This window comes from Nonomuraea sp. NPDC049480 (genome assembly GCF_044465905.1).
Taxonomy (GTDB): domain Bacteria; phylum Actinomycetota; class Actinomycetes; order Streptosporangiales; family Streptosporangiaceae; genus Nonomuraea.
The window spans coordinates 18,675-33,686 of record NZ_JBITMD010000045.1 but is presented as its reverse complement, the minus strand read 5'-3'; the positions used below and the strand labels follow the sequence as shown (position 1 = coordinate 33,686).

General features: G+C 68.2%; 19 protein-coding genes. 9 read left to right on the top strand and 10 right to left on the bottom strand.

Features of this window, described 5'->3' with window-relative positions:
- Positions 1 to 70: 70 nt before the first annotated feature.
- Entirely contained in the window at positions 71 to 850 is a 780-nt protein-coding gene (locus ACIBX3_RS57870; RefSeq protein WP_397129383.1) for an NAD(P)H-dependent oxidoreductase, read from the top strand.
- Between the two features lie 239 nt (positions 851 to 1,089).
- Here ACIBX3_RS57870 and ACIBX3_RS57865 read toward each other — a convergent pair whose 3' ends face one another.
- Together ACIBX3_RS57865 and ACIBX3_RS57860 are read right to left on the bottom strand one after the other, a co-directional pair.
- Positions 1,090 to 2,280: an NAD(P)/FAD-dependent oxidoreductase gene (locus ACIBX3_RS57865; RefSeq protein WP_397129382.1), complete on the bottom strand. Its 1,191-nt coding sequence runs from the start codon at positions 2,278 to 2,280 to the stop codon at positions 1,090 to 1,092.
- An 80-nt stretch (positions 2,281 to 2,360) separates the two neighbouring features.
- The gene (locus tag ACIBX3_RS57860; protein ID WP_397129381.1) at positions 2,361 to 3,308 is read right to left on the bottom strand and encodes an RNA polymerase sigma-70 factor; all 948 of its coding nucleotides are present in this window, start codon (positions 3,306 to 3,308) and stop codon (positions 2,361 to 2,363) included.
- Between the two features lie 135 nt (positions 3,309 to 3,443).
- Here ACIBX3_RS57860 and ACIBX3_RS57855 point away from each other — a divergent pair, with 135 nt between their 5' ends.
- The 3 genes from ACIBX3_RS57855 to ACIBX3_RS57845 all read left to right on the top strand — a co-directional run bounded on the left by ACIBX3_RS57855 (position 3,444) and on the right by ACIBX3_RS57845 (position 5,799).
- Positions 3,444 to 4,064 (top strand): TetR/AcrR family transcriptional regulator, encoded by a 621-nt coding sequence (locus ACIBX3_RS57855; RefSeq protein WP_397129380.1) that lies wholly within the window; start codon positions 3,444 to 3,446, stop codon positions 4,062 to 4,064.
- On the top strand, positions 4,061 to 5,137 hold the full coding sequence (locus ACIBX3_RS57850; RefSeq protein ID WP_397129379.1) for an acyltransferase family protein: 1,077 nt from the start codon (positions 4,061 to 4,063) through the stop codon (positions 5,135 to 5,137). Before ACIBX3_RS57855 ends, ACIBX3_RS57850 begins: the two co-directional genes overlap by 4 nt.
- Positions 5,138 to 5,286: 149 nt before the next feature.
- Positions 5,287 to 5,799, top strand: a complete 513-nt coding sequence (locus tag ACIBX3_RS57845; protein WP_397129378.1) for a group II intron maturase-specific domain-containing protein — start codon at positions 5,287 to 5,289, stop codon at positions 5,797 to 5,799.
- A gap of 155 nt (positions 5,800 to 5,954) precedes the next feature.
- Here the strand turns inward: ACIBX3_RS57845 and ACIBX3_RS57840 are convergent, their stop codons facing one another.
- Positions 5,955 to 6,437, bottom strand: coding sequence for a GbsR/MarR family transcriptional regulator (locus ACIBX3_RS57840; RefSeq protein ID WP_397129377.1), 483 nt, complete (start codon positions 6,435 to 6,437; stop codon positions 5,955 to 5,957).
- Positions 6,438 to 6,518: 81 nt separating this feature from the next.
- Here ACIBX3_RS57840 and ACIBX3_RS57835 point away from each other — a divergent pair, with 81 nt between their 5' ends.
- Positions 6,519 to 7,334, top strand: coding sequence for a class I SAM-dependent methyltransferase (locus ACIBX3_RS57835; RefSeq protein ID WP_397129375.1), 816 nt, complete (start codon positions 6,519 to 6,521; stop codon positions 7,332 to 7,334).
- A gap of 190 nt (positions 7,335 to 7,524) precedes the next feature.
- Complete coding sequence (locus ACIBX3_RS57830; protein ID WP_397129374.1) at positions 7,525 to 7,842, top strand: hypothetical protein; 318 nt, start codon at positions 7,525 to 7,527, stop codon at positions 7,840 to 7,842.
- Positions 7,843 to 8,033: 191 nt separating this feature from the next.
- On the opposite strand, the gene ACIBX3_RS57825 is transcribed toward ACIBX3_RS57830, so the two are convergent.
- Positions 8,034 to 8,852, bottom strand: coding sequence for an ATP-binding protein (locus ACIBX3_RS57825; RefSeq protein ID WP_397129412.1), 819 nt, complete (start codon positions 8,850 to 8,852; stop codon positions 8,034 to 8,036).
- A gap of 277 nt (positions 8,853 to 9,129) precedes the next feature.
- On the opposite strand from ACIBX3_RS57825, the gene ACIBX3_RS57820 reads away from it, so the two are divergent.
- Both ACIBX3_RS57820 and ACIBX3_RS57815 read left to right on the top strand, forming a co-directional pair.
- A complete protein-coding gene (locus ACIBX3_RS57820) occupies positions 9,130 to 9,651 on the top strand; it encodes a SigE family RNA polymerase sigma factor (RefSeq protein WP_397129373.1) in 522 nt (173 codons plus the stop codon).
- Between the two features lie 23 nt (positions 9,652 to 9,674).
- The gene (locus ACIBX3_RS57815; RefSeq protein WP_397129372.1) at positions 9,675 to 10,505 is read left to right on the top strand and encodes a hypothetical protein; all 831 of its coding nucleotides are present in this window, start codon (positions 9,675 to 9,677) and stop codon (positions 10,503 to 10,505) included.
- 597 nt (positions 10,506 to 11,102) lie between these two features.
- On the opposite strand, the gene ACIBX3_RS57810 is transcribed toward ACIBX3_RS57815, so the two are convergent.
- The 3 genes from ACIBX3_RS57810 to ACIBX3_RS57800 form a co-directional block, all read right to left on the bottom strand.
- On the bottom strand, positions 11,103 to 11,501 hold the full coding sequence (locus ACIBX3_RS57810; RefSeq protein ID WP_397129371.1) for a type II toxin-antitoxin system VapC family toxin: 399 nt from the start codon (positions 11,499 to 11,501) through the stop codon (positions 11,103 to 11,105).
- A 35-nt stretch (positions 11,502 to 11,536) separates the two neighbouring features.
- Positions 11,537 to 11,779 carry a hypothetical protein gene (locus ACIBX3_RS57805; RefSeq protein WP_397129370.1) on the bottom strand — a complete coding sequence of 81 codons (243 nt, stop codon included), beginning with the start codon at positions 11,777 to 11,779 and terminating at the stop codon, positions 11,537 to 11,539.
- 280 nt (positions 11,780 to 12,059) lie between these two features.
- Positions 12,060 to 12,518 carry a winged helix-turn-helix transcriptional regulator gene (locus ACIBX3_RS57800; protein WP_397129369.1) on the bottom strand — a complete coding sequence of 153 codons (459 nt, stop codon included), beginning with the start codon at positions 12,516 to 12,518 and terminating at the stop codon, positions 12,060 to 12,062.
- Between the two features lie 123 nt (positions 12,519 to 12,641).
- On the opposite strand from ACIBX3_RS57800, the gene ACIBX3_RS57795 reads away from it, so the two are divergent.
- Positions 12,642 to 13,271 carry an LUD domain-containing protein gene (locus ACIBX3_RS57795; protein WP_397129368.1) on the top strand — a complete coding sequence of 210 codons (630 nt, stop codon included), beginning with the start codon at positions 12,642 to 12,644 and terminating at the stop codon, positions 13,269 to 13,271.
- Between the two features lie 89 nt (positions 13,272 to 13,360).
- Here the strand turns inward: ACIBX3_RS57795 and ACIBX3_RS57790 are convergent, their stop codons facing one another.
- The 3 genes from ACIBX3_RS57790 to ACIBX3_RS57780 form a co-directional block, all read right to left on the bottom strand.
- Positions 13,361 to 13,552 carry a hypothetical protein gene (locus ACIBX3_RS57790; RefSeq protein WP_397129367.1) on the bottom strand — a complete coding sequence of 64 codons (192 nt, stop codon included), beginning with the start codon at positions 13,550 to 13,552 and terminating at the stop codon, positions 13,361 to 13,363.
- 331 nt (positions 13,553 to 13,883) lie between these two features.
- Positions 13,884 to 14,114 (bottom strand): VOC family protein, encoded by a 231-nt coding sequence (locus ACIBX3_RS57785; RefSeq protein WP_397129411.1) that lies wholly within the window; start codon positions 14,112 to 14,114, stop codon positions 13,884 to 13,886.
- Positions 14,115 to 14,350: 236 nt separating this feature from the next.
- The gene (locus ACIBX3_RS57780; RefSeq protein WP_397129366.1) at positions 14,351 to 14,956 is read right to left on the bottom strand and encodes a class I SAM-dependent methyltransferase; all 606 of its coding nucleotides are present in this window, start codon (positions 14,954 to 14,956) and stop codon (positions 14,351 to 14,353) included.
- Between the last annotated feature and the right edge of the window lie 56 nt (positions 14,957 to 15,012).

The window sequence follows — 15,012 nt, the reverse complement described above, 5'->3', positions numbered from 1 at the left end:
GAAGAAGCGCCCCTGAACGGCGGCCGCCCGGGTGTGAAGGATCGAAGGCACCCGATCCACAGGAGTTCGCATGAAGACGCTGATCGTCTACGCCCACCCGGAGCCGAGGTCGCTCAACGGCTCGCTGAAGGACCTGGCGGTGGCCACGCTGGAGAAGGCGGGGCACGAGGTGCGGGTCAGTGACCTGTACGCGATGCGCTGGAAGGCAGTCGTGGACGCCGGGGACTTCGGCCCGTCCGCTTCAAGCCCGCTGAAGGTCGCCGCGGACTCGGGGCGGGCCTTCGACACCGGGACCCTCACCCCGGACGTCCGCGCCGAGCAGGAGAAGCTGCTGTGGGCGGACGTGATCATCTTCCAGTTCCCGTTGTGGTGGTACACGATGCCGGCAATCCTCAAAGGCTGGGTTGACCGGGTCTTCACGTACCACTTCGCGTATGGCGTCGGCGAGCACAGCGACGTCAAGTACGGGGAGCGTTTCGGTGAGGGGACTCTCGTGGGCAGGCGGGCGCTGCTGTCGGTGACCGCCGGCGGCCCGGAGTCGCACTACGCCGAGCGCGGGATCAACGGGCCGATCGACGACCTGCTGTTCCCGATCCAGCACGGGATCCTGTACTACCCGGGGATCGAGGTGCTGCCGCCGTTCGTGCTGTACGGCACGGACCGGACCACAGACGAGGACTTCCCGGACATCGCCAAGGCCTGGGAGCAGCGGTTGCTGACCTTGGAGTCGACCGAGCCGATCGCGTTCCGGCGGCAGAACTTCGGCGACTACGAGATTCCGTCGCTGCACCTGAAGCGGGGGCTGGAGCCCGCGGGCCGCTCGGGTTTCGGGCTGCACGTGCGGCCCTAGCCTGCAGCGAGCGACAGCACCGTCTGAGGCGCGAGCCCGAGGAGCAGGCCGAGGGCCGTGGCGACGGAGAGCGCGGAGCGCCGCCGGCCAGGGCGTGCGGGCGGTCTCCTCGGGCGCACGGGCCCCTCGGGGGCGGCAAGAGGACGGCGGCGAGGCGGACGTAGTAGACCAAGGAAGCCCGCGATCCAGGAACCCGAGGGATCCACAACTGCTGCGTGCTGCTCGCGCCGCAGGCCGCGTCACGGGGCGGCGAAGTGGGTCTCCGCTTCGCCGGTTGCCGCGAGGTGGCGGCGGCGGCTCGGCAGCATCGCGGTCGGGTGGGAGACGCTCCAGGCCGCGCTCGCGCAGATGAACTCCTTGATGCGGGCGGCGGTCCGGCCCTTGATGACGGTGGACATGGCCTGATCGTCGGGGGTCACGCGCTGGATGATTCCATCGCGGCGTCCGAGGCTGATGCACTGGATGGTGTAGCCGATCGTGGTCTCGGGAACCTTGCGGCCGGTCAAGCGCGCGGCGAGGGCGTCGGCAGCCAGCCACGCCATCGGGATTCCCGAGGCGCAGGACATCCGCAGTGGTTTACCGCCCGCTCCTTCGGCGATCGCGGCGTCGCCGACGGCGTACACATCGGGGTGCGAGACCGAGCGCATGGTGCCGTCGACGACGATCCGCCCGGTATCGGACACCTCCAGGGCGGTGGCGGCCGCGATCGGGTGCACGGTGAAACCCGCGGTCCACACGGTCACCTGGGCCGGGATCTCCTCGGCTGCACCGGTGACCACGCCGTTCGCTTCGACGCGCGTGATGTCGGCGTGCTCGTGGACCGTGATGCCGAGCCGGTCGAAGACGCCGCGCAGGTGGCGCTGGGCCTTGTCACTGAGCCAGTCGCCGACGCCGCCGCGGGCGGCGATTGCGACCTCGAGGTGCGGGTGTGCCTCGGCGATCTCGGTGGCTGCTTCGATACCGGTAAGGCCGCCGCCCACGACCAGCACGGTCCCACCCGGCTCCAACTCGCCCAGGCGCGCCCGCAGCCGCAGCGCGGCCTGCTTCCCGGCGACGTTGTAGGCGTACTCGGCGACACCGGGGACGCCGTGGCCGGCGACGGTGCTCCCAAGGGCGTACACAAGGGTGTCATAGCCGAGGCTCTCGGCGCCGTGCTCGCTGGTGAGATCGACGGTCTTGCGATCGACATCCACCGCGGTGACCCGCGCCGGCCGGACCCGCACGCCGGTGCCCGCGTGGACGTCGCGCAGCGAGCGATGCGGCAGATCCTGCCCGCTCGCGAGTTGGTGCATACGCACCCGTTCGACGAACTCGGGGTCGCCATTGACCAGAGTGATCTCGACGTCGTCGCGGTGCAGCCGCCTGGCGAGGCGACCGGCGGCGTTGGCTCCGGCGTACCCGGCTCCGAGGACGACAATGCGGTGCTTCATGGCTCGCTCCTATCTGGTTGCACTCACCTCCTGAACCGGACAGCCGTACGATCCCTGACAGGAAACGATTGTGATGTGGGTCACCACCCGTTCTCCACGAGGGGGCGATGGGGGCCGGCGGCCGCCCACTGGCGCGTGATGCGTTCCAGCTTGTCGGGGTTGACCTGGATGTGGATCGCCGCGACGCCGTCGGAGGTCACGTCGAGGCAGAAGACGCCGAAGACCCGCTCGCCGACCTCGACCAGCACGGCAGGACCGCCGTTGACGACGACGGCGTGGAAGGCAGGACTGCCACCGGCAATGGCTCGCTTGGCATCGGTCGGCCGGAACAGGCCACGCAGGAATCGCGCGATAGCGAGCGCACCGATGAGCGGGGTCTTGCGGGCCGGAATCCGGCCACCGCCGTCGGAGACGCTGACCGCGTCGTCGGTGAGCAGCCGGATCAGTGGCTCGGTGTCGCCGCTGAGGGCCGCGGCGAGAAATTCCTCGACGATCTTCCCTGCGGCGGCCGCATCGACCTCGGTGCGGGACCGGTCGGTGGTGACGCGCTGCTTGGCCCGCCGGTAGATCTGCTGGCAGTTCGACTCGGTGACATCGAGGATCTCTGCGATCTCGCGATGCGGGTACCCGAACGCCTCGCGCAGCACGTACACCACGCGCTCATTGGGCGACAGCCGCTCCATGAGGGTGAGCATCGCCATGGAGACCGACTCGCGTTGCTCGACGGTGTCGGCCGGACCGAGCATCCGATCTCCGGCCAGGACCGGCTCCGGGAGCCACTGCCCCACATAGGTTTCCCGCCTGGCCCGCGCCGAGGTGAGCTGATTGAGGCAGAGATTGGTGAGCACCTTCGTCAGCCACGCCTCAGGCGTCTCGATCCGTTCCCGGTCCGCCGCGTGCCACCGCAGAAACGCATCCTGCACCGCGTCCTCGGCATCAGCAGCGGACCCGAGCAGTCGGTACGCGATCGCCTCCAAGCGGCCCCTGAAGCTCTCGAACAGATCGGCCTCGTGCGTACGGAGCGACATCACCTCATGGTCCGCCATGTCCGCAGGCCGCGTCCACCCGCCCCCTGCGGTGGCGCAATCGCGCCACTGGCCAGCCCGTCACCCGGTCAGTGATCGCCATGACCACCGACTAGCCGCACGTGCTAGATTTTGGCCATGCGGTCAGAAATTGAGCCGACCGGCCAGAGGGCTCGTTCCTTCATCGAGGAGGCCAGGCGCTCCCAGATCGTGGCCTCCGCCGTGGAGATCATCGCCGACGTCGGCTTCGCCCAGGCGTCGCTGGCGCGGATCGCCCAGCACGCGGGCGTCAGCAAGGGCGTGATCTCCTACCACTTCGCCGGCAAGGAGGAGCTGATGACCGAGGTCGTCGAGCGCACCTACGGGGCCATCGCCGAGCACGTGCTGGCCAAGATGGAGGGCCTGCAGTCGGCCGGCGAGCTGCTCAGGACGCACATCCTGTCCGTCGCCGAGCACATGCGCGGCCACCGCACCCAGCTCAAGGCGCTGGGGGAGATCTTCACCAACTTCCGCACCGCCGACGGGAATCCCCGATACGGGATCAAGGGCAACGAGGAGATCTATCTCTCGCTGGAGCAGATCTACCGCCTCGGGCAGCAGACCGGGGAGTTCCGGGAGTTCGACACGCGGGTCATGGCCATCACCCACTCCGCGGCCGTCGACGCCATGTTCGCCTACTGGATGGCCTACCCCGAGCACGACCTCGACGCGCACGCGCACGCGCTGGCCGACCTCCTCGAAAGGGCGTGCGCCCGATGAAGACCGAGACCACGACCAGGGTCTACGCGATCGACAACTTACGAACCGCACTCACCGTGCTGGTCGTCACCCACCACGTCGCCATCACCTACGGCAACATCCCGCTCTGGTACTACCTCGAGCCCGCCAAGGATCCGTCGGGGGTCGCGCTCGACATGCTGGCGGTGTTCAACCAGGCGTTCTTCATGGGATTCTTCTTTCTCATCTCCGGGTTCTTCACCCCCGGCTCCTACGACCGCAAGGGCGCCCGCGCCTTCCTGCGCGACCGGCTGGTACGGCTCGGCATCCCGCTGCTGGTCTTCGTCGTGCTGCTGCGGCCGCTGATCACCTTCGGCGGGTACATCCGGCGCGACGACGACATGCCCTACTGGCAGTACTACCTCGCCTCCTGGGATCCCGGGCCCATGTGGTTCGCCGAGGTGCTGATCGTCTTCGCACTGGCCTACGCCGGCTGGCGGTGCCTGCGCGCGCCACTCGACCAGCGCCCCGCGCCCCTGCGCTTCAGGTGGATCGCGTTGTTCACGCTGGTGCTGGCGGCGGCCACGTTCCTGTGGCGGATCCCGGTGCCCACCGGCACCTACGTGCCGCTGCTCGGGCTGCCGACGCCGAGCTTCCTGCCGCAGTACGCCGCCATGTTCGCGCTCGGCTGCGTCGCCTTCCGGCGCCGCTGGTTCGAGACGCTGCCCGACCGGGCCGGGCTGCTCGGCCTGCTCGTGGCGGGCGTGTCGACCGTGGTGCTGGTGCCGGTGGCGTTCACCACCACCGGGGCGCTGTCGTCGGCGCTGACGGCACTGTGGGAGTCCGTCTTCGCGGTCAGCATGATCATCCTGCTGACCGTGTGGTTCAGGGAGCGGTTCAACCGGCAGGGGGCGCGAGGGAAATTCCTGTCCGACCACGCCTTCACGGTGTACGTCATCCACCCGCTCGTGCTCGTCGGCCTCGGCAACGCGCTGCGCTGGCTGCCCGCGATCGCGGTGGTCAAGTTCGCCGTCATGTTGGTGCTCGCGCTGCCGCTGTGCTGGTGGATCGCCTACCTCGTACGCCTGTTGCCAGGGGCGAAGCGGGTGCTGTAGGCATCGCCGGCCCCCTCCACGCCGGCGACGGTCGGGTCCTTGTGCCGCGACATACTCCCGATATGCCGCCGCTCCCTAGGGTTTCACCGGAAAGATCCAGTCAACCAACCCCGGCTGACAGGCCAGGAAAGGGAGAAGATCGCGGGCATGTGAAAGATCGTGGAGCGTTTTGCGTCCATCGCCACCGTGGGCCTGGCGGCATCGGCCGCGCTTGTCATGACCACTTCCACCGCCCAGGCGGCGGGCTACTGGGCACCGAGCGCGCCGCAGTACGCCGGCCCGGAAAATCTTCCACGGCCAAAAAGGTGACTCCGGCAGAAATACAAGGAAGGCCGATCAGCAAGGACGCCCTCAAGAAGATCAGTGGTCAAGTCCGCACCTGGCGGCTTGACCACCGGATCGGCTCCACCTTCGCCCAACTGGCCAAAGCGATCAATCCGATCGTCGGCGGCTGGATGCAGTACTACGGCGCGTTCTACCAAACCGCGCTGTACTCCCTCCTGGCGCGCATCAACTCCTACCTGGTGCGCTGGATCCGTCACAAGTATCGACGACTGAAAACGGTCAAGAAGGCCCTTCGCGCCTACTACGGCGCGACACGCGCCTACCCCGCCATGTTCAGGCACTGGCGGTGGAACCCGAGTGCCTGGAGAACAGGGTGACAAGAGCCCGGTGACGGGAGACTGTCACGCCGGGATTCTGTGGGAGCCCGGGGCTGAAACGCCCCGGGCCGCCCGACTGGTCCTGACCTCCGGAATCCCTGAGAGGGGCACGGCCGCGAACGCTCGCGCCACTAGCGAATTCACAGCGCGCGCCTCTAACCGGGCTCGCGTTCAGCCTCCTGGAGTTGCTGCCACTTCGCCATCGACTGCTTGATCTCCTCGCGTACGAACGCGAAGAACCGTCGGGTCTCGTCCAGCCGCCGTCCGGCAGGAGAGTCGGGACCCAAGACCGCGATGCCCTCGCCGGCGCCTTCCTGTAGCCGGGCCAGCACCGGGTCGGACTGGCTGACGTAGTGGCTCCAGGTGTGCTCGTGGATGCGGCAGAAGTCGTGTCGGCTACCGGGTTCGCGGCCGCGTTCGACCAGCCGCACCTGCACCAGGTACTTGACCGCCCCCGAGATCGCTGACGCGCCGACGCCCAGTCGCTCGGCGAGTTCGGCGGCCGACAGCTTGCCGGAGTCGGTGACCAGCAGTGCGGCGTATACGCGCGAGGCCATCCGGGGCATGCCGGATTCGACCATGATCTGCGCGAACCGTTCCTGGTAGCCGGCAATGGCGTTCTCGTCCGCTCGTGTCACCGAAGCTCCCTATCTGCCCTTGACTGTTTTGCTGTGTTCGCGAACTTCACGAAATTCGTGAAATAAGTCTAGTGTAGCTGTATGGGAGACACCGAACTCGTCGGAGTGCAGCAGACCCTAAGCCCCGTCCTCAAGGCCAAAGCGCTGGACAACCGACTACCGGACCCGATCCTCGGTGACGAGTACGCCGAGCAGGCGATGCGCCGCCTCGACCCCGGCTACGACAAGCGCAGATTCGGCACCAGCCAGATGGGCCTCGCCGCCGTGGTGCGCGCCAAAGCCCACGACGACTGGGCGCGAAGCTTCCTCGCCGATCGCCCTGACGCGGTGGTGCTGCACCTGGGCTGCGGTCTCGACGCCCGGGTGTACCGGATCGACCCGCCCGCCACCGTCGACTGGTATGACCTGGACTATCGATCCGTCATCGACCTGCGGCGGCAATTCCTGCCGCCACGCGAGCACTACACCCTGATCGACTCCAGTGTCACCGACCTGACCTGGCTGGAACGCATTCCCCGCGGCCGGCCGGTGCTGATGATCGCCGAGGGATTGGTGCCCTATCTGACCGAGACTGACGTCCGGCGGCTGCTGATCAGCGTCGTCGATGCCTTTCCCACCGGACAGATACAGTTCGACACCGTGCCAGTCTGGGCGTGGCGCACCTCGAAATGGGATCCCACCCTGCGCAAGTACGGCGCCCAGTTCCACTGCGGCTTCAACGACCCGGCAGAGCTGGCCGATTGGCACCCGCGGCTCGAATACGTCGATGAGGCGCCGATGTACGACTCGCCGGTGCTGATGGCCAAGGCGCCCGCGAATGTACGCCGTATGTACCGCGTCATGAATCTGCTGCCGGGCATGAAGCGGTCCACCCGCATCGTGCGGTTCCGCTTCTGACACGGCCGATGGCCGTTACTGTGGCCGGCCGACGCCGAGATCCGCGCCGCACGCCGACGCCGGGACCGGGCAACGAGCTAAGGAAGCTTCGCAACCAGGAGCAGCCTCAGCTCACTGCAATCAAGATCCTTCTCGGCGCCAACGGCTGTCCGCCGGTTCCTCGACCCCGGAGCAGGCGCACGACATCTGGGTGCGCAAGCATCCGGACGGGCCATGGCGCTTCCAGCTCATGTTGGACGAGGCCGACGGAGAGGAGTGGACCTACCGGCGTGACCCTCGGATCCGCCGCTCGCTGTCCGGGCTGACCGTCGAGGAGGACGGTTTCCACCGGCTTGCCCCGGAGGTGCAACTGCTCTACAAGTCCAAGGGCATGCGGCCGAAGGACGAGGCCGATTTCGAGGCGGTCCTCCCGCTGCTGAGCGGCGGGCAGCGGCGCTGGCTGGACGAGGCGCTGGAGACCGAGCACACCACACATCCATGGCGCGAGCGCCTGCGCCATGATCCATGAGACGGACGCTGACGTAGCACCGGTTGAGGGCTTTGAGGCGGTGTATCTGAGCGACGATGGCACGGAACGGCGGGTGCCGCCGGCTCTCCTGGTGGAGGAGGTTGAGCCGACTGCAGGTGCGGATGGTCCGTTCGGGAGCGAGCGGTCAACGGGGACCGGTGGGAGCACGGTGATGAGGATCACGGCCGGGCTCAGGTCGCGACAGGCAGGGACAGGACAAGCCGGACCCCTAGCCGGAGCGGCTCGGCCCGTACCGTGCCATCGTGCGCCTCGGCGATCTGCCGCACGATGGCCAGGCCGAGCCCCGAGCCGGGCAGCGAGCGGGCTGCCTCGGCGCGGTAGAAGCGGTCGAAGACGAAGGGCAGGTCCTTGGGTGCGATGCCGACCCCCTGGTCTGCGACTGACAGCGTGCCGTTCGTATCCATCCGCACCAGCACCTCGCCGCCCGGCGGGCTCCACTTGATCGCGTTGTCGACGAGATTGGCGGCGGCGCGTTCGACGGCGTCCGGGTCCGCGCACACCAGGCACTCGGCGAGCTCGGCCAGCAGGCGCACGTGCGGCGCGCGCGCCCGCGCCCTGGCCAGCACGCGTTCGGCCACCAGGTCGAGGCGGACGTCCTCGATGTGGATCTGGACGTCGCCGTACCTGACCAGCTCCACCAGATCGTTGACCAGCACCCGCAGCTCCCCGGCCTGCGCGCGAGCCTCGTGCACCAGGGCCGGGGCCTGCGGGTCGGCGGTGCCACGCCCTTCCCCCAGCAGTTCCAGATTGGTGATGAGGCTGGTCAGCGGGGTACGCAGCTCGTGCGACGCGTCGGCGACCAGGCGCCGCTGGGCCGGCACGGACTCGTTCAGCGCGCCCGTCATCGTGGTGAAGGAGCGAGCCAGCCGGGCCACCTCGTCGCGCCCGCTGCCGTCCAGGCCGCCGGCGGTGAGCGTACGGGTGGCGGTGACGTGCTCGACCACCTCGGTCAGGCGGCCGATGGGGCGCAGCACCCGCCCGGCGAGCAGTCGCGCGCCGGTCCCGGCGATCAGCGCGCCGCCCAGCGTGCATCGGCGAACCTTAGAAAGGCCCTAGAAGGCCGGGTTCAGGAGACGCATAGGCCGAGTTGAGCTTGTGGTCGAGGGCTGCCATCAGGGCGCGCGAGGCTGATCCGGACCCTCGCCCGGTCTGGCGCTCGATTGTCCTGCATAGAGAGAGTTTCGGGAGATTCCGTGTGCTTCTGGTCAACCTGGGGTGAGGCTCAAGGAGTGTCAGGGGTGGTTTTCACCGACGAGAGGAGACCGGGTGGACGCGGATTTCGTGGACTTCGTGCGGCACCGGGGAGACCACCACCTGAGAACGGCTGTCCTGCTCACCGGGGATTGGCAAACGGCTGAGGATCTGGTGCAGTCCTGTCTGGGCAAGTTGTACCGGGTGTGGCATCGGCTGGACACCAGCAGTGAGCCCGACGCCTACCTGCGCCGCATCCTGGTCAACACCTATCGATCCTGGTGGCGTGCCCGGTGGCGGCGTGAGATCCCGCGCGCCGAACTGCCCGATCTGCCCGGCCCCAACGACTTGGGGGAGGCGCGGGCCGTGGCTGAAGACGTTCGGAACGCGCTGGCGAAGCTGCCGGTCAGGCAGCGGACTGCTTTGGTGCTGCGGTTCTTCGCAGACCTGCCCGAAACGGAGGTCGCCGATCTAATGGGCTGCTCGGTGGGGACGGTGAAAACCCATACGCATCGCGGTCTGCAAGCCATGCGGCGGCTGATCTCGCCCGACATGGCGGTCAACGGAACCGAGGCGGAGGGGAGTGGGATCCGGTGAGACACCAACACGAGGAGCCGTTCATGAACGAGGAAGAAGTGCGCGCACTGCTCATCAAGGCCGCCGAAGATCGGCCGGTGGGCATCGATCTCATGCCGACGATGCCAAGGCGCAGACCGGCCCCGGTTCTGGTCCCGATCGCCTCGCTGGGCGTCGCAGCGGCGGTGGGTGCGATCGTGCTGGCGCTGGTCCTGCCCGCGAGCCCGTCTTCGGCGCAGGCTCAGGTGGCCGCCGCAGTCGAGAACACCAGCCAGGAGAGCTACCGTATCCATGCCACCAGCGGTGCCAAGACGTTCGAGGGTGCCTTCGACCCCGTCCGGCGTGTGGGCGTCATCACGAGGGTTGGGGACGGGGCCGAAACCCGGTTCATCGGCGACCTGATGTACATCCGGGAGCAGCGCGAGGGGAAGTGGATGGCCTCTTCGCGCAGCGAGGTGGAGATGAAGACCGCGCCCGCGGTCATTGCCCTGGTCAAGCTCGCTCCACTGGACCCCCAGGCGGCTCTGCAGCGCCTTCGTTCGGCCACTGACGTGCGTGAGAACGGCTCCGCCTCCGGCCAGGGCTGGACCGGCCGGCGGTACGCGTTCTCACTGGAGGACGCAGGCGAGTACGACTCCAAGGAGGCCGCGGGAGAGTCACTGAAGGCCACAGGAGCCGTGGAGGTGGACGACCAGGGACGGATCCGGCGTCTGGAAGTCGACTTCAGTGACACCGGCCAGCGGAATGTCCTGGACTTCGACGACTTCGGCACTCCGGTGACGGTCACGGCCCCGCCCGCCGACCAGGTGGAGCAGCCGTCGCCCGACAAGCCGAGCGACAAGGCGACCGAGAAGCCGATCGTCAAGAACTCCTGACCAGCAATCCGGCACCCATCTCACCATATGCCCAGGCCGGAGCGGATAGTGCTCCGGCCTGGGCCATGGGCCGGTTGGTGAAGGCCGGCGGCAGTGTCACCAGGCGTGACGTTCCTGAAGGGCTCATGTATCAAACTCAACCAGTCCGTCTATCGGAAGGGATGGGTTTGATACGCAGGCCATGCGTCAGGCGGCGATCGCGTCGCGGATCTCGGCGGGCGTGGTGAACGCGCCGCCGACAACCACCAGCGGCTGGCCGTGATCAGCCAACTCCCGAGCGCGGGTACTCCGTTCGCTATCGAAGATCTGCTGTACCGGGCCGCCGCGAGGACGCGGGTGCCGCGTTCGACGCCGCACCGCGGCTCGGCCGTACCGATGCCGAACGCGCCCACCTGCAGCGGCGCCGCGTCGAGTGCCTGGGCGCCGGAGGATTGTGACGAACAAAGTGACCGGACGGTCACGTCGGGGGGTGGGCGGAGTTGGGGTGCCGTCTTGGGTGGATGTTGACCGCCACCGGGACCACGCAGCCGGCGGTGAACTCGGTCGCTCATCCGATGTTGTCGAGGTCGAGGTCAGCGGGCGGACAGGAGGCAGAGCTCAGACCGGCACCCAACCGATTGGCGAGTCACGTCTGAGGCGGGCAGCGGCGACCAGCTTGGGAACGTGCGAACCGTCGTTTGAGACCACCTTCGCAGGTCCGCTGCCCCTCGCGGCGGAGGCCACCACCAAGGCATCGACCACGCACTCGTGCCCGTCCAAGCCGGCGTCATCCAGCAACAGGCCGGCCAGGTCCGCGATTCCTTCCGTCACGGGCAGCACGGCCAGGTGCGCGCGCTGCCAGATGAGACGCTTTCCGATCGCTCCGGTACGACGTACCTCAGCGAGCGTCACGGCACTGATCGCTGGGATGAAACCTTCTTCCCTGGCAATGGCTATCCGGGCAACGATTCGGGGATCATCCTCACCCAGCAGGGAGAACGGCTGGGCGTCGAGCACGAGTATGGGCGTGGGGAACGGAACGTCCGCGCGCCTTACTCTGCGGACCACGCCCGCCTGGCTTCCGTCATTACCTCGTCGGACAGCGGGCCGACCCTCCGTTCGTGGTCGGCCACGATCTCCTCGGCCTTCAACAACGCCAAGCCGTACTCGGCGGCCTGATCAACGAAACGCGAGAAACCCCGGGGACCGGTCCGGCTCTCGATCTCCTCGGCGAGCGAGCGGCGAAGGGTCACCGACTTCTTGATCGTCGGGTCTGTGGGCTGCGGCAATGCCATGACTTCATTATGCCACTTGAAGTAGCATTGCAGTGATGAAACCCCGCAGATAATTGCGCGGGACACGGTTCGCTGGACGGCGCCATCGGCATGACGGTCGGCACCAATCCAATGCCGGGGATCGTCAATGTCAGGATCCGCGCCGCGGAGAGGGTCGCCCGGGTCGGCCGTGAAGTGCAGCCCCTTGTCGGCCAGGCGGTCGGACAGGTCGGGCCGGGCTCTGGGGCGCAGTATTCGGCAGAAGGTAATACTTCTCCAAGATGGCGCGGGCTGATCGCGCCTACTGCGCGTCGTACTTCAGGCGGGCGGTCTCGACGTCGTCGGTGTGCTCGACGACCCAGGTCATCAGTGGCCACGCCGCCTCCAGCAGGGTCTGCCCGAGCGGGGTCAGCTCGTAGTCGACCCGGGGCGGGACCACCGGATGAACGGTGCGGGTGAGCAGCCCGTCGCGTTCAAGGCCGCGCAGCGTGGCGGTCAGCATGCGCTGGCTGACGCCGGGCATGGCGCGTTTGATCTCGGTGAAGCGCCGGGATCCTTGGCCGAGTTCGTACACCACCGACATCGACCATTTGTCACCGACCCGCCCCAGGACGTCGCGGGTGCGGCAGAGCTGCTCGTCATGCTCGGTCACGACCGATCGCGGGATCCCGCGCGGGCGGGGCCGGGCCTGATCTCCCGCCCGGGTGCGGCCCGGCCCGAGGTCGTGGGGTGCGTCGTGGGGTGGGATGGGGGTGGTCATGGTTCCCTGGGTTCCCTCCGTGTGACCGAGGCAGGAAAAAGTGCCGTCTTCCGCCAGGATCCATGGTTCCTCACAATGAGGTCAGTTCCAAGTAGGAACCATGACTTTCGTGAAGGGGCCACCATGACCGTGCAGGATCCCGTCCTCGACGAGACCTTCGCCGCACCCGCGGACGCGACCCGGCTGGAGCGTGCGGCCGCGGCGCTGCAAGAGCGCGGCTACACCGTCCACCTGGTCGACAGCGCCGATGAGGCCCGCGCACGGGTCGTCGGCCTGCTGCCCAGGGACACGGCCGTGTTCACCGCCTCCAGTCAGACGCTGCGCCAGGCGGGCATCGCCGCCGACATCGACGAGTCGGGCGCGTTCGTGTCCGTCCGCCGCCAGGCGGGCGATCTAGGCGGCGACCACGAGGCCCGGATCCGGCTGGGCGGCACGGCCGAGGTGATCGTCGGCAGCGTGCACGCGGTGACCGAGGACGGCCGGATGGTGGTCGCCTCGGCCAGCGGCAGCCAGCTCGCACCGTACGCCGCCGGAGCCCGCAAGGCGATCTGGGTGGTCGGCGCCCAGAAGGTGGTGCCGGACCTGGACACCGCTCTGCGCCGGATCCGCGCCTACAGCCTGCCGCTGGAGTCACGGCGGGTGGCCGAGGTCTACAACCAGCCCACTTTCATCGGCAAGATCCTCATCCTGGAGCGGGAAGCCATGCCCGGACGTGGCACCGTCGTCCTGATCCGCGAGCCGATCGGCTTTTGAGACCGCCGTCAGCGAAAGGGATCCCAGCGCATGACAGCGACCCAGACCGTGCCGGTGCACATCAGACGGGACGGCTACGACCCGCTGGATCATGCACCCTGCTCCTCCTCCAGCATCCGGACCACCTGGCGCTGATGCGCACCGGCGAGCACGTCGACCAGGCGGTGGAGGAGCTGCTGCGCCACCTGTCGATCGTGCACTCGGTACTGCCGCGCACCGCCCGCGAGGATCTCATCCTGGCCGGGCAGCAGATCAAGGCGGGCGACGGCTGGTCTGCTCACTCCCGGCGGCCAACCGCGACCCCGCACTCGGCGACGACCTGGACCGGCTGGACATCATCCGCCAGGCCGGCGCCCATTCCCCGTCGCCTGGTAACCGGCAACCAGCCGTACCGGTCGTCAGGAGGACGACAGCTTCAGCTTCGGCTCGTGGTAGAAGGCGCTCGCGCCGTCGGTGTCGAAGTGGACGCCGGTGAAGGTCGCCGATTCTACGGACGAGCACGCGAAGCGGGTGGCGATTCCGTCCGGGTCGATGACCTCGACCCATGCGGCGTCGGGGTGCTCGCCCCGGGTCGGCGCGTATCCCAGGGCGGCCGCATGGGCGTGGATCCGATCAAGGGCCGAACGGTCTCGGACGCGCAGGACGATCGGGTGCTCGCCGCGCAGATCGGGCTGCCCGGCGGTCGTGCTCCTCAGCCGGAAGGAGATCCCGTAGTGGCCGTGGACCTCGTAGAAGGGCGCAGCCGGTCACCACGCCGTCCCTTTCGAACTCGCGGGCGTACTCTAGACCGAGCAGGTCCCGGTACCACGCCGCGCTGGAGGCGAGATCGCTGACCGGAAGCATGGCGACGAAGACGCCGGTGACGTCCCCGGCCCTCATCTCGCCGGCACCTGTGGGTGAGGCCCGTCTGGTCGTGGCCGTGTTGTCGCTGATCATGTGATCAATCCTGTTTGTCTGCGAAGAGCCTCCCGTCCGCGGGCCCTGGGCGGATCGGTAGTTCCTACCGAGTTAGGGTCGCCCGCGATGGTACGCAGGTGCGTGCGATCGGCCACGCCCGTCTTGGCGAGTGTCATCTGCGGTCATGACGGCATGCCGGTCGGATTGTCGGCAAGCACACAGGCAACGGGCGGGTCGAGATCGAGGGTCTCGACCCGGAGATGGGCGAAGCCGGCCTGGGTGAGCATGTCCTGGAGCTCTTGGGCGGCTCGGGCCGTGGTGTCCCGGGTGGCACCGGGGCAGCGGGGCTGGCTGACGAGCGCAATGCGTCCTGCGGGGCGGAGCAGGCGGCGCAGCTCGCGAAGCCGCTCCACCGGGTCGGGCCAGAACCCCACGGAGTTGACGGCGAGGATGGCATCGAGCGGATCGCCGAAGTTCGGCAACTGCTCCACGGAGGCGTGCGTGAGGTGCACGCGGTGGGCGCGGACGGCCGCGGCGTTGCGACGGGCGGCCTGCCGGACCATGGCCTGCGAGTGGTCGATGCCGAAGACGCGGCCCCGGGTGGCGCGGCCGGCGAGCTCGGCGACGGCGATGCCGGGACCGAAGCCGATCTCGAGCACCCGGTCGGTGGGCTGCACGTCCAGCAACGACACCACCCAGATGTTGCGCTTCCGGTTGGAGGGGCGATGAGCGAACATCCAGCCGAACGCCCACCCGACGATGCCTCGGGGTTGGTGCGCCTGGCTCACCAATCTTCTGAGCGCGCGTTGCTTGAGAGATGTACCTGCTGTCTGCATGATCACAG

Excerpts from the sequence above, each read along its gene's own strand:
- ACIBX3_RS57870 (WP_397129383.1), top strand. The coding sequence starts at position 71 with ATGAAGACGCTGATCGTCTACGCCCACCCGGAGCCGAGGTCGCTCAAC.
- ACIBX3_RS57865 (WP_397129382.1), bottom strand. The coding sequence starts at position 2,280 with ATGAAGCACCGCATTGTCGTCCTCGGAGCCGGGTACGCCGGAGCCAAC.
- ACIBX3_RS57860 (WP_397129381.1), bottom strand. The coding sequence starts at position 3,308 with ATGTCGCTCCGTACGCACGAGGCCGATCTGTTCGAGAGCTTCAGGGGC.
- ACIBX3_RS57855 (WP_397129380.1), top strand. The coding sequence starts at position 3,444 with ATGCGGTCAGAAATTGAGCCGACCGGCCAGAGGGCTCGTTCCTTCATC.
- ACIBX3_RS57850 (WP_397129379.1), top strand. The coding sequence starts at position 4,061 with ATGAAGACCGAGACCACGACCAGGGTCTACGCGATCGACAACTTACGA.
- ACIBX3_RS57835 (WP_397129375.1), top strand. The coding sequence starts at position 6,519 with ATGGGAGACACCGAACTCGTCGGAGTGCAGCAGACCCTAAGCCCCGTC.
- ACIBX3_RS57815 (WP_397129372.1), top strand. The coding sequence starts at position 9,675 with ATGAACGAGGAAGAAGTGCGCGCACTGCTCATCAAGGCCGCCGAAGAT.
- ACIBX3_RS57805 (WP_397129370.1), bottom strand. The coding sequence starts at position 11,779 with ATGGCATTGCCGCAGCCCACAGACCCGACGATCAAGAAGTCGGTGACC.
- ACIBX3_RS57800 (WP_397129369.1), bottom strand. The coding sequence starts at position 12,518 with ATGACCACCCCCATCCCACCCCACGACGCACCCCACGACCTCGGGCCG.
- ACIBX3_RS57795 (WP_397129368.1), top strand. The coding sequence starts at position 12,642 with ATGACCGTGCAGGATCCCGTCCTCGACGAGACCTTCGCCGCACCCGCG.
- ACIBX3_RS57785 (WP_397129411.1), bottom strand. The coding sequence starts at position 14,114 with ATGCTTCCGGTCAGCGATCTCGCCTCCAGCGCGGCGTGGTACCGGGAC.